Annotated in this window: 15 protein-coding genes and 2 pseudogenes; 10 read left to right on the top strand and 7 right to left on the bottom strand. The window is 44.2% G+C overall.

Features of this window, described 5'->3' with window-relative positions:
* Window positions 1-104: 104 nt before the first annotated feature.
* Complete coding sequence (locus BCT34_RS14375; RefSeq protein ID WP_076650653.1) at window positions 105-944, top strand: alkyl sulfatase dimerization domain-containing protein; 840 nt, start codon at window positions 105-107, stop codon at window positions 942-944.
* Window positions 945-1,104: 160 nt separating this feature from the next.
* The gene (locus tag BCT34_RS14370; RefSeq protein ID WP_076650651.1) at window positions 1,105-2,355 is read left to right on the top strand and encodes a peptidoglycan DD-metalloendopeptidase family protein; all 1,251 of its coding nucleotides are present in this window, start codon (window positions 1,105-1,107) and stop codon (window positions 2,353-2,355) included.
* Between the two features lie 216 nt (window positions 2,356-2,571).
* Here BCT34_RS14370 and BCT34_RS14365 read toward each other — a convergent pair whose 3' ends face one another.
* Both BCT34_RS14365 and BCT34_RS14360 read right to left on the bottom strand, forming a co-directional pair.
* Window positions 2,572-2,892, bottom strand: coding sequence for a heavy metal-binding domain-containing protein (locus BCT34_RS14365; protein ID WP_076650649.1), 321 nt, complete (start codon window positions 2,890-2,892; stop codon window positions 2,572-2,574).
* Window positions 2,893-2,928: 36 nt separating this feature from the next.
* A complete protein-coding gene (locus BCT34_RS14360; protein WP_076650648.1) occupies window positions 2,929-3,876 on the bottom strand; it encodes a LysR substrate-binding domain-containing protein in 948 nt (315 codons plus the stop codon).
* 91 nt (window positions 3,877-3,967) lie between these two features.
* On the opposite strand from BCT34_RS14360, the gene BCT34_RS14355 reads away from it, so the two are divergent.
* Window positions 3,968-4,984: a DMT family transporter gene (locus BCT34_RS14355; RefSeq protein WP_076650647.1), complete on the top strand. Its 1,017-nt coding sequence runs from the start codon at window positions 3,968-3,970 to the stop codon at window positions 4,982-4,984.
* 24 nt (window positions 4,985-5,008) lie between these two features.
* Here the strand turns inward: BCT34_RS14355 and BCT34_RS14350 are convergent, their stop codons facing one another.
* A complete protein-coding gene (locus BCT34_RS14350; protein WP_076650646.1) occupies window positions 5,009-8,032 on the bottom strand; it encodes an HD domain-containing phosphohydrolase in 3,024 nt (1,007 codons plus the stop codon).
* Between the two features lie 321 nt (window positions 8,033-8,353).
* Between BCT34_RS14350 and BCT34_RS14345 the strand changes: the two genes are divergently transcribed.
* From BCT34_RS14345 to BCT34_RS14330, 4 genes are all read left to right on the top strand, one after another.
* Window positions 8,354-9,100: a phosphatase gene (locus BCT34_RS14345; protein ID WP_076650644.1), complete on the top strand. Its 747-nt coding sequence runs from the start codon at window positions 8,354-8,356 to the stop codon at window positions 9,098-9,100.
* 144 nt (window positions 9,101-9,244) lie between these two features.
* Window positions 9,245-9,640, top strand: coding sequence for a cytochrome b562 (locus tag BCT34_RS14340; RefSeq protein ID WP_076650643.1), 396 nt, complete (start codon window positions 9,245-9,247; stop codon window positions 9,638-9,640).
* Window positions 9,641-9,920: 280 nt separating this feature from the next.
* A complete protein-coding gene (locus BCT34_RS14335; RefSeq protein WP_076650642.1) occupies window positions 9,921-10,271 on the top strand; it encodes a hypothetical protein in 351 nt (116 codons plus the stop codon).
* 111 nt (window positions 10,272-10,382) lie between these two features.
* Window positions 10,383-11,894: a PepSY domain-containing protein gene (locus BCT34_RS14330; protein ID WP_076650640.1), complete on the top strand. Its 1,512-nt coding sequence runs from the start codon at window positions 10,383-10,385 to the stop codon at window positions 11,892-11,894.
* A gap of 94 nt (window positions 11,895-11,988) precedes the next feature.
* On the opposite strand, the gene BCT34_RS14325 is transcribed toward BCT34_RS14330, so the two are convergent.
* The 3 genes and pseudogenes from BCT34_RS14325 to BCT34_RS14310 all read right to left on the bottom strand — a co-directional run.
* Window positions 11,989-12,372, bottom strand: a complete 384-nt coding sequence (locus BCT34_RS14325) for a VOC family protein (RefSeq protein ID WP_076650638.1) — start codon at window positions 12,370-12,372, stop codon at window positions 11,989-11,991.
* Window positions 12,366-13,304, bottom strand: a complete 939-nt coding sequence (locus tag BCT34_RS14320; protein WP_076650637.1) for a LysR family transcriptional regulator — start codon at window positions 13,302-13,304, stop codon at window positions 12,366-12,368. Before BCT34_RS14320 ends, BCT34_RS14325 begins: the two co-directional genes overlap by 7 nt.
* 249 nt (window positions 13,305-13,553) lie before the next feature.
* Window positions 13,554-13,955 (bottom strand): annotated as a pseudogene (locus BCT34_RS14310) (EAL domain-containing protein); the annotation flags it as partial.
* Window positions 13,956-14,320: 365 nt separating this feature from the next.
* On the opposite strand from BCT34_RS14310, the gene BCT34_RS14305 reads away from it, so the two are divergent.
* The 3 genes and pseudogenes from BCT34_RS14305 to BCT34_RS14295 all read left to right on the top strand — a co-directional run.
* Window positions 14,321-15,514 carry a glycine C-acetyltransferase gene (locus tag BCT34_RS14305; protein WP_076650636.1) on the top strand — a complete coding sequence of 398 codons (1,194 nt, stop codon included), beginning with the start codon at window positions 14,321-14,323 and terminating at the stop codon, window positions 15,512-15,514.
* Between the two features lie 110 nt (window positions 15,515-15,624).
* Window positions 15,625-16,656, top strand: coding sequence for an L-threonine 3-dehydrogenase (gene tdh, locus BCT34_RS14300; RefSeq protein WP_076650635.1), 1,032 nt, complete (start codon window positions 15,625-15,627; stop codon window positions 16,654-16,656).
* Between the two features lie 209 nt (window positions 16,657-16,865).
* Window positions 16,866-17,192, top strand: a pseudogene (locus BCT34_RS14295) (hypothetical protein); the annotation flags it as partial.
* 81 nt (window positions 17,193-17,273) lie between these two features.
* On the opposite strand, the gene BCT34_RS14290 reads toward BCT34_RS14295, so the two are convergent.
* Window positions 17,274-18,497 (bottom strand): DUF819 family protein, encoded by a 1,224-nt coding sequence (locus tag BCT34_RS14290; RefSeq protein ID WP_076650633.1) that lies wholly within the window; start codon window positions 18,495-18,497, stop codon window positions 17,274-17,276.
* Window positions 18,498-18,805 lie beyond the last annotated feature (308 nt).

The following is an 18,805-nucleotide window of genomic DNA, read 5'->3' as shown; positions in this document are numbered from 1 at the left end:
CTTATTATCTGAAATCGGGGACATAGCAAACTTGTCGACTTCCTAGCTTGTATGCTTATTACGAGATACAGTTAGTCTAAAGGTAAATATATAAGGAATGTATAATGCTTCGAATCTTATTGATTGCAGTTATCTCGGTGTTCAGCTCGATGAGTTTTGCAAGCGAAGAGGTTAAGTACTCAGAACAAGAGTATTTGGATAGACCGCTGATGGAACGCTACATCTTGGATGAGTTGAAGCAGCTTCGAATGGAACAACAGGATCTTGAAAGACGTTTAACCATTCAGATGACGGACCGTGAACTGGCTGTGGCTGACAAGTCTTTGAATTACGCCAATGTAACGGTAACCTATTTCTTCTACATTATTGCCGGTGTGGCTTCCTTGATTGCACTGGTGGGTTGGCAATCGCTGAAAGAGTTGAAGCACACCACTAAAGAAATGGCCGATCAACGGCTCAATTCGATTGCTCAAGACTATGAGAAAAAGTTTAACGTTCTTGAAAGGGACCTTAAGCGCAAGACTCGAATCATCTCAGAGAATAACCGAGAAATCGAAATCATCAACGAGATCCATAACTTATGGCTGAGAGCGCAAAATGCTCAAACCGCCGAACAAAAAATTGAAATCTACGATGAGATCTTAAAAGTTCGTCCGGGTGATTTGGAAGCGTTAACTTACAAAGCCGATGCCGCAATGGATATGCAAGAGTACCACTGGGCGATGAGCCTGTGTAACCGTGTGTTGGAAGTGGACGATCAGAACGCTCACGCCTTGTATCAACGTGCTTGTGCTTACGCTAGGTTAGGTGCCGAAGGCCAAGCGATCGATGACTTAGAGCGCTCGGTCGAAGCGAGTGGTTCAATGCGAGAGCTATTGGCTGATGAGCCTGATTTTGAAATGTTACGCGGTTTGGATCGTTTTGAAGCACTTCGCGAAGAATAATATTAGATTAAAGAGTCATGCTACTTAGCTGGTGGGCTTCACACCCCACCATATTTTCACATCTATCGAACTACGGTTTCTTACATTTCATTTATTTTTTTGATTGAATTGTTATGTTATAACACTTTTTAAGTTCCTTGTTATAACCGCTAAGTATTTTATGAAGTTCCTCCGTATTGGCCTGATCGCTATCAGCGCATTCTCCCTTGCTGTTTTACTCTCTTTTCACTCCGAACCAGAACCAGAAATCTCAATCAAGATAACACCTTATCAAGGTTCTCAACCGACTGACGACGTAGGTATCGATTCGCAAGCAAGTTCTAACTCTTTAGTCAAAGTTCATTATTTCGTGAAAGTTGGCGACACGCTAAGCAATATATTTTCGTCATGGAACCTGCCTTATGAAACCGTGCATAAGATAATGGAAGCTGATCTAGAGTCTCTGAAGCTCGATACAATAAAACCCGGTGATCACCTAGAGTTGCTTTTGGATAATGACTCTAAACAACTCGTCGAGCTCATCTTCCATGAAAGTATCTTAGAGCAAGCTGTCTATACGAAAAATAGTGATGGAAGCTTTGATTACCAATTCCACGAAATGCCGGGCGAATGGAAAGAAAAGCTCTATACAGGCACCGTTCATGGCAGTTTTTCAACGTCTGCATATAAAGCGGGGCTAACAACGGCTCAGATAGCCAATATTACTCGAACGCTAAAAGACAAAATCAACTTCGCTAGGGAACTCAGACCCGGAGATAGCTTTAATGTGTTGGTCAATGAACAGTACACAGACGATCACTTAACAGGTAAAACAGAAGTTCAAGGCATCTCAATTCAATTGAGAAACCGAGAAGTCGCGGCTTTTCTGGCGCCTGATGGCCTTTTCTATGACAGAGAGGGCAATAGCCTAGAGCAAGCCTTTGATAGGTACCCAGTCGATAGAAAATTTAGACGAGTCACCTCTTCTTTTAATCCGACACGAAGACACCCAGTAACAGGGCGTATCTCACCACATAACGGCACTGACTTTGCAGCACCTGTCGGTTCCCCCGTCTACTCGACGGGCGATGGTCGTGTTGTCGCACTTCGTGACCACCCTTATGCAGGGAAATACTTGGTGATTGAACATAACAGCGTTTATACGACACGTTATTTACACCTGAGTCATTTCCTAGTGAAGAAAGGGCAGCAGATTAAGCGAGGTCAGAAGATAGCGTTATCGGGAGCCACTGGCCGCATTACTGGGCCTCACTTGCATTTTGAGGTGCTGGTTCGTGGTCGCGCGGTCGATGCAATGAAGGCTAACTTACCGATGGCGAGCTCGATTATGCCTAAAGATAGGAAAGCGTTTTTAGCCCGAATCGCTTCTTTTGATGCCATGCTCCCTGAGTCAATAGCTCGCGCGAGCTAGAGGGCTCAGTTCTGGTCGGCCAAAACGCAAACTACGCTCCCTTAGCTAGTGATTTAGCTAAGGGAGCGTAGTTCATAAAGAATTATGCGATAGAACGAATAGTTTAGTTATTCGATGGGTAAAATTCTTTTGGGGGAGTTGGGCAGTGGCTAAGCCTACGACCAAGTAGCCGAGCAGCCAAGACACTAAGCCTCTATACCTATATGCTCTATACCACTAAGCAATCACAACCGCTGTGCCGCTGGCAGACACCATTAGCATCCCGTTACCTGTGCCAAGCACTTCGTAATCTATGTCGACACCTACCACCGCGTTGGCTCCTGCTTCAATCGCTTTTTGTTCCAGCTCTTTGAATGCGTAGTTACGCGCTTTTTCCAGTTCTTTCTCGTAGGTGCCTGAACGTCCACCCACAAAGTCACGAATTCCTGAAAACATATCTTTGAAAACGTTAACTCCTAGAATGGCTTCTCCGGCAATAACCCCTTTGTAATCGACAATGCGCTTGCCTTCGACTGATTGCGTGGTGGTAATAATCATAATGGCCTCTTGTAAGTTTGCTGAACTGTTACTCGCTTATTGATTGATAATCTGGTCTTGTTGTTGAATGTCATCGTTCAGCGCTGTCTCTGAACGTGTGAATTCATGCCTTAACCATGTTCTCAGTTTTAGCACACTTTCTTGTTTTAATTTGTTTTTTGGGCAAACAAAGTAGAAATCTTGATGGGGGTTAGCAACAGGTTTACCCAGTTCAACGAGCATTCCATGGCTGATGTCATCTTTCACAAACAAGCGATGTGTGACCAACACGCCTAATGAACGAATCGCCGCTTGCACCGCTTGAATCGAGACATCAAATGTTAGATTGCTCTTGAATGTGGGCATTGGGATTTGATAATTGTCGCACCACACTTGCCAGTCGTACTGTCGCCTAAGGTTAAAAACGCCAATGGTTGCATTTTGTTTGACGAGTTGCTCGACGCTTAATCCGGTTTGGTTTTTTAATAGAGTCGGACTGCACACCAAAACCAGATCATCATCGCCCAGTTTTTCGCTGTAATATTGCTCCCACTCGTTTGGCTTGCCATGAACGAGTGCGATATCGACCCCTTCCTGCTCAATATCAAAAGGGCCAGTGAGCGTCGAAATACGGATATCAAGTGAAGGGGCGAATGTTTGGAAGTCAGGAACGCGTGGAATCCACCAGTGCATCGCGAGTGAATTTACCATGTTAAGGGTAATACGGTGGTCGTTAGGCGTTTTGGCAAGTTCTTCCGTGGCTTCTATCACTTGCTCAAGTGCGGGAGCAACTTTTCGGTAATATCGCTTACCTGCGGCATTTAAGACAACACGGCGACCGACTCGTTGAAACAGAGGCTTGTTGACCAGTTGCTCCAACGACTTTATTGCTTGGCTTACCGCTGAGTGACTGACGTACAACACCCGAGCGGCGTCGGTCATGCTGCCAGTTTCAGCAACAGCAATGAAAGCGTAAACGGATTTAAGCGGAACGAGTTTTTTCATTGGTAAGTTTTCCTTACAGTTATGGTTAATATTACTCGCTATTTTTCATCACGTCACGCCTCTAAAATAGGTGCCATAGGAGGTGATAATTATGTCTGATATTACCAAGGCGACGACTTTCATGTTGTTGTCGACGTTCAGTTTGTCTTTAAGTGGCTTAATGGCCAAGTATCTATCTGAAGTGATGCCGACTTCATTACTCAGCTTTGTGCGTTTTTTGTTGCCCAGTCTGTTTTTATTTCTTTTTCTGGCCTTTTACAAAATCAGCAAGCCGACACGAGAAATGTGGAAACCGTTGGTGATGCGGGCGATCTTTATGGTGGCGTGCCAATGGTGTTTCCTTACTTCATTACAAACCTTAACGCTTGTAGAAGGTGTGGTGTTGTTCAGTACTGGTCCTCTATTTATTCCGTTGTTAGAAAAATTAATATTTGGAACCAAGATTCATACAACGACCATCGTTTGTTTAGTCATAACCTTTGTTGGCGTAGTGATGATGGCAGGAGACTGGTCGCAGTTTGAGTTTGGTTCGGAGTTCTTTAGACCTGCACTTCTGCTGGGGCTTCTCGCGGGGATGTTTAATTCTGGCTCGCAAGTGAGCTTATATCGAGCGTCTAAAACAAGCCTTACCCCTGCAGAACTGAACGCATGGACCTTTTTAGTCGCAGCAATCATTGTGATACCTATGGTGATGTTTACTTCAATCTCTGCGGTTCCTAATGTGGTTGAAAGTCCGGAAAAAGGCGCTCTGTCGGCGTTAATCACTTTTGATGATTTGCGTTGGATTGCGCTTGGAGCTTTCGGGCTTGCACTATTTACTATCAATACCCAAATCTTTCGCTCCAAAGCATATAAGCTGGCAGACAGCGGATCACAGTTGGCGCCACTGATTTTTACTAACATGTTATTTAGTGCGCTTTGGCAGGGGGTGTTCTTTGATGATGTGTTTTCTACCCAGCAGATGATTGGCATTAACCTGATTGTTGTCGCGAGTATAACCAATACATTACTCGCTAAAAGACAAAGTAAGGCGAACGCCAACCAGAAACCACGCACCACAATGGTTGTGTCTGATGCCGCAACGTTGGGTTCTGCGGCCAAAAGCTAAAACGCTGAGCTCAGACGTTAGAACTTAGAACAACGAGCGTATGTATTCCTTTACTCGGTCGATGTGTTGGTGTGGGTCAATCTCGCAACGCTGATTGGCTTCTAAGAATCGCTCAGCGTATTTGTCGTAGATTTTGTTTTCTAAAAACAGTAAATACAACTTGGGATCGATATGGCCGCTGGTCGCCATATCAGTCATGATGTTGAGTGATTCGCTAAGGAGCTTGCCTTTTTTATACGGACGATCACTGGAGGTGAGGGCTTCAAAGACATCAGCAATTGCCATTGCTCTGGATGGCAGAGGTAATTGGTCTTCACTTAAGCCTCTTGGGTAGCCTTTGCCGTCGATACGCTCGTGATGTCCGCTGGCGATGTCGGGGATATTTTGCAAGTAAGGTGGATAAGGCAACTTGTTAAGCATGGTGAAGGTTTGAATAATATGGTCATTGATCATGAAACGTTCTTCATCGTTTAACGTACCACGACGTACTTTCAAATTGTGCAGTTCGCCTTGGTTGTATTTTACTTCTCCCGGTTTAAGAACGAATGCTTCTTGCCATACATCGGCAGGGTTAAACCCATTGTCCCAAGGTATTTTATGTTCGGGTTTGTCAGCAAGTAGGGGCTCCATAACAGGCAAGGTTTGGTTTCTGTTTGTTGATTCTTCTCCTTCTTGTTCTGTTTGGGTCTGCTGCGTTCTAAATCTATCTTTCTCCGACCAAGACAACCCCAATTGGTCATCCAGTGTGCGTTTCCACTGGCGTTTGGCTATTTGGTCTAATCGTTCTAGTTGCGCTTCCGTCATAGATTCGCCGCCAAGGTTGCACTCGGCAACAAAGGCAAACTCCTCATCCAGTTCAAATAAGCTTTGTTCGAGTATTTTGAGTTGTTCTTCTTGAAGCGCACCGTTCGCCATCGCTTTCCAGTAATCGGTTTCCTCTTGCTGTTTCAACAACTCAAAACGCATCCGAACTTCGTGGATTCGGTCGTAAATCGTTTCCAGTTTTGTGGCTTTGTCTACCACATACTCTGGTGTGGTCACTTTGCCGCAATCGTGAAGCCAAGCCGCGAGCATCAACTCTTCCCATTGTTTACTATCGAGTGAGAATTGCGGGTAATAACGGTCATCATCAATGGTTGCTTGAGTTAGCCATTTGGTGAGTTCAGGTACTCGCTGGCAATGCCCACCCGTGTATGGTGACTTGGTATCAATCGCCGAAGCAATCAACTCGATAAAAGCATTAAGCATGTCTTTCTGTTGCTGCATTTGGTCAATGTTGTCTTTGGCTATTTCCGCAAAGCTGAGTAGTTCTCGTAAAAAGGCGTGTTTGTCTGCCTGCATCTTGGTGATCGGTCTTTCATAACCAATTGCTACAATACCTACTAACAGTTTCTCACGGTTCAATAGTGGAAACAGGTACAGATCTGAATTAAAGATAGAGTCTTGGTAGTAGTTGAGAACATTGTCTTCTCGGTTTAAGTGAATCGTTTCTCCGGACTTAAGCTGACACAGCAACCAAGGGGTATGCTTGATGAAGTCATTGATGTCGGCCTTAAAGGGAAGAATGGCGAGGTTCGCGGCCGTATCAAACACATCTTTCTCTTTTGCTTGAGTGAAGAGGACGATGGTTTCTGCTTTGGTAATCAAATAGCTTTGGTGAGCGATGTTCTTGGCTAATATAGAAAATTCCTGATTCCCGGCCGTGTCTCTAAGTAATGTTATAAGGTCATGAAGCGTGTGTTCCATCAGCTCAATCGAGTGGGCGAGGTTAGCCACTTCTTGAATCATGCTTTTAGGGTAATGAGTACGCCTGAAGTCAAATCGTGCGATGTTGTCGGTGAGTTGCATCAGTGTATTGAGCGGCTGAGACAGTCGATTGGCAACAAACCACACAATTGCGAAGCAGATAAACAACATCCCAATCGCGACTGCAACTTGCTTGTCTCGCATCGAGATAAGATCTGCGAGCAACTCATTGTGGGGCGTCGCTTCTGCCAAATATAAGGTGACATTTTGAGTGAGTTGAACCGGCGTTAGCGTTAATGCCCAAGTGTTTAAGTTGTACTCAACGTTTTTTAGATTGAGGTTAAACTTCTCTTCATCAGAGATAAGTGGTGCTATGACGGATGCTTTTAGTGCTTCCATCTGTTCACGTTTAGGCACGTTAAAGAAGCTTAGGTCTTGTTCACTGCCAGAGAGTTTGCCCGTCGATTGCTTATTCGTTTTCTTAGTGTTACTTGGGTCATTAGACTGGGAGTCATGCGTGGGAATTGATAGATCTAGTTGATGTTGGCCGAGAAGATTAAAATGTTGGTCGAACAAAGCGAGTCGAGTTTGTGGGGAATAGGCTAACTCACTGATCTGAGAAGAGAGGGAACTCAACGTGAAGTCGGCACCCACCACGTGTTTGCCATCGGCAGATCGCCTAGAGAGCGTAATGCCATTGGTTTGCAGGAAATAGAACAGATAGGGCTCAGAGAGTTGTATTGAGCCGTCAGGTTTTGCGTTACGAAACCAAGGCCGAGTCGTCGGGTTGAACTTGCTCTCGGCTTGGCTAGTGCTGATCACTTGATGTGCGCCATCGAGAAAGGTAATAAAGTTCTCCCCATCGAGATTGGTGCTGCTGACCATCATAGTTGCTTTGGCCGGGGCGTTGTTTTCGGCTCTCTGCTTATTGGTGCTTAATGGACGAAAGATTCTAAAATCACCATCTTCAGAACCATAAAATAGAGCGACCAAATTGGTGTTTTGCTTGAATATGATATCGACCGAGGCCAGCCAAGAATCTTTTTCGACAGCAGAAGTTTGATGAGCAACAAACGGGCTCACCGCCATCACATTTAAGGTTGTGATGACAGGGGCAATAGCTTGTTTGAATACTGATTCCAGCTTATCGCGATGCTCATTACTGATCTCGCGCACCGTGCCTAACAGCAATTCTTGAGAATGCCGATAACTTATCGAAATCAATACTGCACCGACAAGTGTTGTCAAAATTAGGAAAAGGCTAGTGATGTGGATACTCAGCGGATATCGTTTTCTTCTCATCTAACACTCCAGTTTGTAGACTGGTTTAAGTATTGACGAACTTGGGTAGGTTGCAAAAAATTGGCGTAATTACCGAGTTTATACAGTTCTACTTAGTCACGATTAAGGGGTGGCTCGTTCTGGCTAGCTACGCATTCTGGTGCTATCCAGGTGAACCCGCAATAAACCTTTATGTTGAGGTGCTAATTGTCACTTTCAGCTGATAAACTGGTCGTAATTGTTGCCACTAGGCACTCATTTTCTGAAGCACTCCTTTCCTGAAAGAGATTCAGAGTTACATTGTGAAAACGTTTTTTGACCAAGCGAAGAGGGCATTGATTCATGGAACTCAAAGTAGATACTCACACCCATACATACGCAAGTGGTCATGCTTACAGCACATTGATCGAAAACGCCAAGTCGGCCAAGCAAAATGGTTTAGCCATGTTTTGTACCACCGACCATTCAGAATCAATGCCGGGTGCGCCACACTATTGGTTCTTCAGTAACCAACGTATACTTCCTCGATTTATCGAAGAAGTTGCCATTATTCGTGGTGTTGAGTCGAACATCATGAACACTCAAGGTGAAATCGATATTCATCCTAGTGTTGATAAGAACTTGGATTGGGTGATTGCAAGCTTTCACGAACCCGTTTTTCGCCCATCGGATGTGGCTACACATACAAAGGCTCTCGTAAATGTGATTAAGGGAGGTCGAATTGATGCACTTGGCCACTTAGGGAACCCTAATTTTGACTTCGATTTTGAAGCCGTTATTCAATGTGCGGTTGAACATAACGTGGCGATTGAGATCAATAACACCACACTCAAAGGCAATAGTCGCGTGGGCAGTGTTGACCGCTGTTATGAGATTGCAAGAATAGCGAAAGAGAAGGGCGCGTTTATTACTACAGGCAGCGATGCACATTTCTGTTTAGATGTCGGTGGTTTAGATTTAGTCGCTGCATTGCTTGATGAAGTGGGTGTAGATTCGAGCAAAGTAATCACTCATACACCACAGCAATTTTTGTCATTTTTGGCGTTGCGTGGTCGTAATGAGATCCCAGAATACTCAACTCTCGTTTAAGAGAATGTCGGCGGGTTTGCATTTCGACACAATCAATTTTTGTGTGTGACAGGTTTTTGTATACACTAGCCGAAAATAATAAAGTCGAAGTGCCACAACAATGATGGCTCTAGCTTCAAAGACACCGGTTCACTTGGAGAAACAATGAAAACTCGCTCAATCCTTTTATCTGGTTTAATCGCTGCGACAGTATTGTCTGGCAACGCATTTGCTAATGTTGACCTTAAGAAAAACATGCAAGAAATGAAGCTTGCATTCAAACAAGCGGCAGAAGCTCAAAGCATTGAAGAGATGCAAAAGCCTATCGTTCGTTTAGATACGCTAGTGGCAGAGCTGAAAACGGGTGTTTACCCAGTAGAAAAAGAAGATAACTTCATGGAAGGCTTCAAAAAGATCAGTGCATCACTCGATAGCATTGAGCAGAAGCTAGACCAAGGTGACCTAGAATCAGCGCAGCAAGAACTTCGTACTATTGACGGCCTTCGTGAAGAGTACCATGAGAAGCGTAACCCAAGTATCTGGAGCAAGATCTTCGGTTAATTCGTTTGTTCATTAGAGTTACTAGATAACAAAGTTCAACTCCTAAAACGCCGCTTATATTTCCTTTTTCAGGAAAATATAAGCGGCGTTTTTTATTGTCTTTTTTCTAATCAGTTTGATGCACTGAGGTGCGTAATATTTTATTGGCGCTTCTGTTGTAACCAGTTTTTAACCAAATAGAGTGTGCGTTAGCTTCAATTTTTTAACCTGATGTTAATCTTTACGTTTACCTATATAGCAAGTGCCTCATAATAAGGGAAATTTATAAAGATTTGGAATAATGCGCCGAACCTCATTCAACCTCTCTATGTTACTTGCCACAGCGTTAAGTTGGGCGCTGGTAACATTAATGCCTGTTATCAATGCTCATGGTAATAGTGCGGGAGTATGGGCGTCGTTATGTACGGTTAATGGCTTTGAACTGGTTCAAATTGAAGAAGGTGAACCGAATACCCACAAAGGTAAGCCGTGTCCGTTTAGCCATTTTTCCACATTTCACCAAGATGAACTTCCAACTACACTACTCACAACTCGACTGAGTTTTATTGTCTCAGACAGCTACGCTTTTTTGGCTCTAAGCGAACGCTACTTGAGGCAAGCCCCGCGTGGCCCTCCCTTTGTTATTGCTTAAATCTAACTCATTAAAATAATTAAAAAATAAAGTATTAAGTAAAGTTAAACATGCTCAGATTACTTTCTGGTTTTTCAGAAGGTATGTTTGCGTGTGTCAAAGGAAATTATAATGTTGAGAAATGAATCTCAAAGCTCTGCGCAAGCACAAGCGGCTTCGCAGTCTACAAGCAGTGTAAAAACGAAAGACCGCAATAAAACCCTATACTTCCTCACTTGGCGTTGGCATTTCTATGCTGGGCTATTCGTTATCCCATTCATGCTGATGCTGAGTATCACTGGCTTGGTGATGCTGTTTGATGATGAAATCGAGTTAGCTTTCCACCAAGACGCGATCGAGATTGTTACATCTGGCGATCCGATCAAAGTGTCACAGCAGTTAGCTGCAGTACAGCTTCAATACCCACAAGGTTCGGTGACTCAGTTTGTTCCGAGCAAAGCGCCTGATCTTGCTAACCGTTTTTCAGTATCACTTGAAGACGGAACGTCGGTTTTCGCGACTGTGAATCAATACACTAGCGAAGTGGTCGGAGAGATTCCACGCAGCGATAGTCTCTACCAACTCGCGAATGATATTCATGGCACTTTGTTGATTGGTGATTGGGGCGACTATCTGATTGAAGTCGCAATCAGTTTATCGATTCTGCTTCTTATTAGCGGTATTTACTTATGGCTACCAAGAGATAACGCGAGCCGTGCTGGTTTTCTTAAGCTGAGAGTGTCGTCCGGCCCACGCGTTCTGATGCGTAATTTACATGCGAATATAGGCGGTACACTATCGCTTATTCTGCTGTTGTTTATTCTCTCAGGCTTGGCATGGACTGGTTTTTGGGGCGGTAAGCTTGTTCAAGCGTGGAGCACTTTCCCTGCTCAAATGTGGGACGATATTCCATTGTCAGACAATACACACGCCTCCCTCAATCATGGCTCTGAAGAAGAGCTCCCTTGGAACTTAGAACAGACACTACTGCCGTTGTCTCAAGACAAGCCAGCAGAACACGTTCATCATGTGGAAGAGGCGGCTGAACCTCATGATCACTCTAAGATGGGCGAAGATCACTCTCAACATGTCATGTCAGCAAGCAGTTTCGCGATTGATGATGTTGTTGAAAAAGCACACTCACTTGGCTTTACGCAATACAAGTTAAATTTCCCTCGTTCAGAAACGGGTGTGTACACAGTCACAGCCAACACTATGGGCGGCGATATCATCGATCCAACGCAAGATCGTACCACGCACCTAGACCAATATTCAGGTCGTATTCTGGGTGAGGTGACATGGCAAGATTACAACTTTATTGCCAAGACGTTAGCGGTTGGTATTTCATTGCATCAAGGTGATATCAGCATCATCAACAAGCTGCTAAATGCCTTGTTTTGTTTGGCGTTCATTGTTGTGTCCGTAACGGGAGGAGTGATGTGGTGGATGCGCAGACCTTCAGGTCAAAGAAAGCTTGGTACACCACCGAAGTTTGGTGATGCAGGGCTTTGGAAGACTGGTTTGGTGAGCGTTGTAGTGATTTCAGTGCTGTTTCCTCTCGCGGGAGCAACGATTGTGACAGCTATGATATTGGATTGGTTGTTGTTCTCACGTGTCGAGATATTCAAGACAGCATTGAGTTAATTGATACACAAACTGACCTTCTTTTTGAGGAGGTCAGTTTTGTTATTCTGTCGAGAAGCTGTTTTGATGAGTAAGGTTTAGACTTGATAAAGCCTTATGTTTGATAAAGCTCGAGCGGCAGGCCGTCTGGATCTGCGAAAAACGTGAATGATTTCCCCGTAAATTCATCAATTCGGATTGGTTCGACTTCGATTCCTTGTCCTTCCAAATAACTTTTGACTTGTTGAACGTCATCCACACAAAAAGCTAAGTGTCTTAGCCCTTGAGCTTCAGGAAAACTTGGCCTTTCAGGCGCGTTAGGGAAGCTAAACAACTCTATTTGAGCACCATTAGGTAACGCCAGATCAAGTTTGTAAGATTGGCGCGTCTCTCGGTAATTCTCTGCAATTACTTCTAGCTTCAAAATCTGAGTGTAAAAGTGTTTCGACAATTTGTAGTCTGAACAAATTATTGCCGCGTGGTGTATTCCTTTTAGCATCGGTTTATTTCTCCTGCCAACTTGTCACCCAAGTGCTCCATGGCGTAATCAATGAATACACGCAATCGAGCGGGCATGTATTTGGTTTGTGCAAACTGCATCGCAATTGCGCCATGGTAATTACTCTTAATAGTCCAATCTTCTAATACCTGCACCACCGAGCCTTCAACCAGCGCATCTTGTATTACGAAGTCATGGAAAATACCTACTCCAAGTCCTTCTTTCACGCCTTTTAGTCGCATTTGTGAGTGGTTGACTGCGTAACGCCCATTGACGGGAACCGTGTGAAATTCATCGTCTTTCAAGAAGTCCCAAATGTGGTCTTTGTCTGTTTCGGCAAGATACAAACAGTCGTGTTCAGATAGATCGGTAGGGTGGTGCGGAGTTCCTTTCGTTTCTAAATAGTCTGGGCTTGCACATAACACAAGGTTGGTTTTTCCTAACTCTTTTAACACCAAGCTTTCGTCGGGCTTATCGGTCAGACGGAACGCGATGTCGATGCCTTGACGTAAAATATCGATGTCGCCATCGGCTGCTCTCAATTTAAGTTGGATCTCAGGATACTGATTCAAAAATGGAACAACGAAAGGCTGCAACACCGAGTTCAAGAATGCCTCTGGTGCCGCCACCGTTATCGAGCCCGCAGGTTCGGTATGGTCAGAGGTCGACAGTTCAACGGCTTGTTGTGCGGCATTAATCATAACTACGCTCTGGTCGTAAACCAGTTGTCCGGCTTGCGTGATGATAAGAGTACGAGTGGTTCGTTCGAACAGCTTAACCGACAGCGCTTTTTCCAAACGTGTGATCAGCTTACTGAGCGCAGAAGGTGTTACCCCTAACTGTTTTGCAGCCGCAGTAAAGCTGCCTTCGTTAACCACTAAAATGAACGAGGCGAGATCAGGAAGTAGGGCAATGAGTTTTGGATTAATCATAAGTGTCCAGTTAGGCTGGTTTCAACAAAGAGCGTATCGATAATTGTGATTGATTTACTTTGATTTGTGAATCAATTTCATTAATTAACTGGTGTGCTAATAAGATGTTGAAAGCGTCATTTATTAACAAGCTTAAGTGAACTACACTGATAAAAAAAGCTAGGTAAGTAACAGATGAATAAAGAAAATTTCTCAGAAGAATTAAAACGGCTACGTGAAAAAAGCACTATTTCGCAAGAAGAGTTTGCTGAGTTGCTCATCCCACTGATCCGCTTCACTGAGTTCAAACGTCAGTTGTTTTGCTTTGAAAGAGGTATTCCAAAGTAATTCACGCACCTTTTCTAAGTTATCAGGGTTAGCCAACAGCTTCTTACTGATATTAACTGCCAAGTTCAAGTGAGGTGAGAGAGATTTTACTTCTGTCAGTGACTGCTCAAGAACACTAAAGAAGATCTCTTCTTCGTAACCCAATGCGAACGCACGATCAATGAAAACACCAGGTGAAAAGACACCTTCTTCTGGAATATTCAGGCGAAAGAGCGCTTCTACGCCTGTTACTTTCTCTGCACTCGATTCTACTTTTGGCTGGTAAAAGCAGGTATGCCAGTCGTTTTCGAAGGCCGCTTGAATGATTTGGTCTGAAAGGGTCATGGGTTTGTTTCTCACTTTGGTAACGGCTGCACATTCTGAGAGAAACCTTCATTCATCACTATATCGTTTTGAGATTAAAAATTGAGATTTGATATGAAAGTGAAATTCGGTGGAATTTTCTGGAAATATGATGTTAAAAAGAGCGAGTAAAGGGCGTTAATGTGCCCTATGTCACTGGGATGAATGATTATTAGTGCCTGTAATTCACTAATGTTTTTCCAACTAAAGGGATAATCGGATCGGGGATGTTCAACTAGAATGTAGGCATAAGTTTTACAGTGTAAATGATCGTGTTGAGATCGTTTATATCCCTACATAAAGCGGCGCGCGATGCTGCTGAATAATAACTAGGAAGGAATGAGACAATGTCTTCTGCATTTTACCAACAGATTCAAACTCAAATCGAAGAAGTTAAAGAAGAAGGTCTTTACAAGTCTGAGCGTATTATCACTTCTGCACAAAAAGCAGCGGTTTCTATCTCGACGGGTGAAGAAGTGCTAAACTTCTGTGCAAACAACTACTTAGGTCTTGCTAACCACCCTGAGCTTATCGAAGCTGCGAAAGGCGGTATGGATCAGCACGGTTTTGGTATGGCTTCAGTACGTTTCATCTGTGGTACACAAGATTCTCACAAAGAACTAGAGCAAAAGCTTTCTACGTTCTTAGGTAAAGAAGACACTATCCTTTACACATCTTGTTTTGATGCAAACGCAGGTTTGTTCGAAACGATTCTAGGTAAAGAAGACGCAATCATCTCTGACGCACTAAACCACGCATCTATCATCGATGGCGTTCGTCTGTGTAAAGCAATGCGTTTCCGTTACTCGAACAACAACATGGAAGAGCTAGAGCAGCAACTTATCGCTGCTAAAGAAGCTGGCGCTCGTCATACACTAATCGTAACTGACGGTGTGTTTTCAATGGACGGCGTAGTTGCTAACCTTCCTGCTATCTGTGACCTTGCTGACAAGTACGACGCACTAGTAATGGTTGATGACTCTCACGCAGTTGGCTTCATGGGCGAAAACGGCGCGGGTACTCACGAGTTCCACAACGTTGTTGACCGTATCGACATCATCACAGGTACGCTTGGTAAAGCAATGGGCGGCGCTTCAGGCGGTTACACGTCTGGTAAGAAAGAAGTGATCGACTGGTTACGTCAGCGTTCTCGTCCGTACCTATTCTCTAACTCTGTTGCACCTGCAATCGTATCAGCGTCTATCCGCGTTCTAGATCTTTTAGCGGAATCTGGCGACCTACGTACAACTTTATGGGAAAACTCTGCTCACTTCCGTACTCGCATGGAAGAAGCTGGTTTCACAATGGGCGGTGCTGACCATGCAATCATCCCAATCATGCTGGGCGATGCGAAAGTAGCGGCTGAATTCGCAGAACGCGCACTAGAGAAAGGCATCTACGTTGTAGGTTTCTCTTTCCCTGTAGTACCAAAAGGTCAAGCTCGTATCCGTACACAAATGTCTGCTGCACACTCTCGTGAGCAACTAGACCGCGCAATCGATGCGTTCATCCAAGTTGGTAAAGACATGGGGATCATCTAATTTTAAAGAGGTGCCATGTGCATCCTTTAATTAGATAGAGCAACACCTTGTAGAACATATAGATTTTTGATTCTCGCCTTACAGTTAGGCGAGATGAACTAGGTAACATTATGAAAATTAAAGCACTTTCTAAACTTAAGCCTGAAGAAGGCATTTGGATGACCGAGGTTGAAAAACCTGAAATGGGTCATAATGATCTTCTTATCCGTATTAAGAAAACCGCAATCTGTGGTACAGACGTACACATCTACAACTGGGATGAGTGGTCACAAAACACAATCCCAGTGCCTATGGTAGTAGGTCACGAATACGTAGGTGAAGTTGTTGGCATCGGCCAAGAAGTTCGTGGTTTTGAAATCGGCGACCGTGTATCTGGCGAAGGTCACATCACATGTGGTCACTGTCGTAACTGTCGTGGCGGCCGTACTCACCTTTGTCGTAACACAACAGGTGTTGGTGTAAACCGCACTGGTGCGTTCTCTGAGTTCCTTGTGATCCCTGCGTTCAACGCATTTAAGATCCCGGCAGAAATCTCTGATGATCTAGCATCAATCTTTGACCCGTTTGGTAACGCAGTACACACAGCGCTTTCTTTCGACCTAGTAGGCGAAGACGTGCTAATTACTGGTGCTGGCCCAATCGGTATCATGGCTGCAGCGGTTGCTAAGCACGTTGGTGCTCGTCACGTTGTCATTACTGATGTAAACGAATACCGCCTAGATCTTGCTAAGAAAATGGGTGTGACTCGCGCAGTAAACGTGATGGAAGAGAAGCTTGAAGACGTAATGTCAGAGCTTGGCATGACTGAAGGCTTCGATGTAGGCCTAGAAATGTCTGGTAACCCATCTGCGTTCAACAGCATGCTGACTAACATGAACCACGGCGGTAAGATCTCTCTACTAGGTATTCCACCATCAGACATGGCAGTAGATTGGAACCAAGTTATCTTTAAAGGCTTGGTTATCAAAGGTATCTACGGTCGTGAGATGTTCGAAACTTGGTACAAGATGGCTTCACTAATCCAGTCTGGCCTAGATCTAACACCAATCATTACTCACCACTACAAAGTAGACGATTTCCAAGCAGGCTTCGACATGATGCGCTCTGGTATGTCTGGTAAAGTAATTCTTGATTGGGAATAAGCTGATAGGGGAAACCCTGAGTTAATTCCAAAATCTAAATGCCTCAAAGAAATTTGGGGCATTTTTGTATCTAAATTCTACGAATGATCAAATCATCTCTCTGTCACTTAATGGCCATTTTGCTGCGCTGTAATCTCTAAAATAGTTAATAAGCAGTTACACCTTATTGTTTTGACTATTGAAGAGAGGGCTCATGGCTTGTAAACCGCTTGTATGGTGTTTCTGGAGACGGAGCCGATTATTCTGATACTCGAATCAACAAGACATCAACGCAAGTCTTTTGGGTAGAGATTTTGGGTGGTGGTTGGACGGTAGGCTCAGCACCGACATTCTCGTACGACTGGAATAATGGTCAGGCGGAAATTCCGTTAAATATCAGTGTGAGCAAAACAACGGTTCTGAATGGGCGCCCTTGGAAATTTGGTATTGAAGCGAACTATTATCTTGAGAAAGACGAAGAAACGCGTCCAGATTTTATGTTGAGCTTTAATATCAGCCCAGTGGTGGAAAATAAACTGGCGTCTTTATTTGACTAATCTAAGAGTGGAAGAGCAGAAATGAAAAAGGCTGAACGCTCTTCGTTCAGCCTTGTGTGTCATTAGATTGAAACGCTTCTATCAGCCAGCTGCAACCTGCATGATGAGACCACAAATGTAAGCACCGTATGTACCGAGTGCGTAACCCAGTACCGCCATTAGGATACCTACTGGTGCCAATGCTGGGTGGAAAGCGGCAGCAACGATAGGAGCTGATGCAGCGCCACCTACGTTGGCTTGGCTACCTACAGCCATAAAGAACAGTGGAGCACGGATCAGTTTCGCCATCACTATCATTAGAAGGGCATGGATGGTTAACCATGTGATACCAATGAAGAAGTAACCAGGGTTGTCTAGGATAGCTGTCACATCCATTTGCATACCGATAGTTGCGACAAGAATGTAGATGAATGCTGAACCTACTTTTGATGCGCCGCTGTGCTCAAGGCTACGTGTCGATTTGAAGCACGAAGCGATCAACGCGAACGTTGTCACCATGACAATTAACCAAAAGAAGCCAGATGTTAAGCTGTATTTTGCAAGCTCTGGTGCGTTGGTTGAGATCCATGGTGCAATCATGTCACTGAAGTAGTGAGCTAAACCCGTTAGACCAAATGCGATAGCAGTGATCTTCATTAGATCGGTTGTGGTGGTAGGGCGAGCGTTCTCTTCTTGGTATTTTGATACCGTCACTTTTAGTTCATCAATAGATGATGTGTCTGCTTTCAGCCATGCGTCAATCTTCTTCTGGCGGCCTGCCATAACAAGCAGCACTGCCATCCAGATATTTGCACAGATAACGTCAACGGTGATCATTGCTGAGAACAGTTGGTCGTCAACCTCGAACACTTCTTTCATCGCGGCTTGGTTCGCGCCACCACCAATCCAAGAACCAGCTACCGTTGTTAGTCCGCGCCATACGTCGCCAGATACAAGGTCAGGGTTAACTTGGTCGATAATCAGAATAGCCAGTGGGCCACCAATGATGATGCCGACAGTACCCGTCAAGAACATGATAACGGCTTTAGAACCAAGCCCGAAGATTTTACGAAGATCTGCTGAAATGATCAGAAGAACTAATGCACCTGGTAGTAGGTAGCGGCTTGCCACAAAGTATAGCTTCGAGTTTGAAGCATCAATGATGCCAAAGCTGTTTAATAGCGAAGGAACGAAGTAACAGAGTAATAGACCCGGAACGAACGAGTAGAATTTTTTTAGTGCGCTGTTTTGGCTACTTTCCGTGATAAATACACCGCCAAGAATAACAGCTAACATGCCCATAATTACGGCATCATTAGTGATCATTATTATATCTCCTTTAAGGTGAGCGCAAACGCCTCACTTTTTGAAGTGCAGGACTATACCTACAACTGCTATTCGTTACAAATTGTAACCATAGACACATTTTGAAATGCTTATGTTAATTTTGTTGGCTGTGATTTGTGAATTCACAGCGCAAGTTATTGGTGTGGTGAATTGGTCTGAGATGGCATGTCCGTTGGTTTTTGATATATGCAATACAATTCAACCCTTAGAAAATGGTCGCTATAAAACACGTTGATAGCTTCTAGAATAGAGCGATCGCATAAATATCCGCTTTTATAGCATGGTTT

This window comes from Vibrio sp. 10N.261.45.E2 (assembly GCF_002875705.1).
Classification (GTDB): domain Bacteria; phylum Pseudomonadota; class Gammaproteobacteria; order Enterobacterales; family Vibrionaceae; genus Vibrio.
This window is presented reverse-complemented; position numbering and strand designations above follow the sequence as displayed.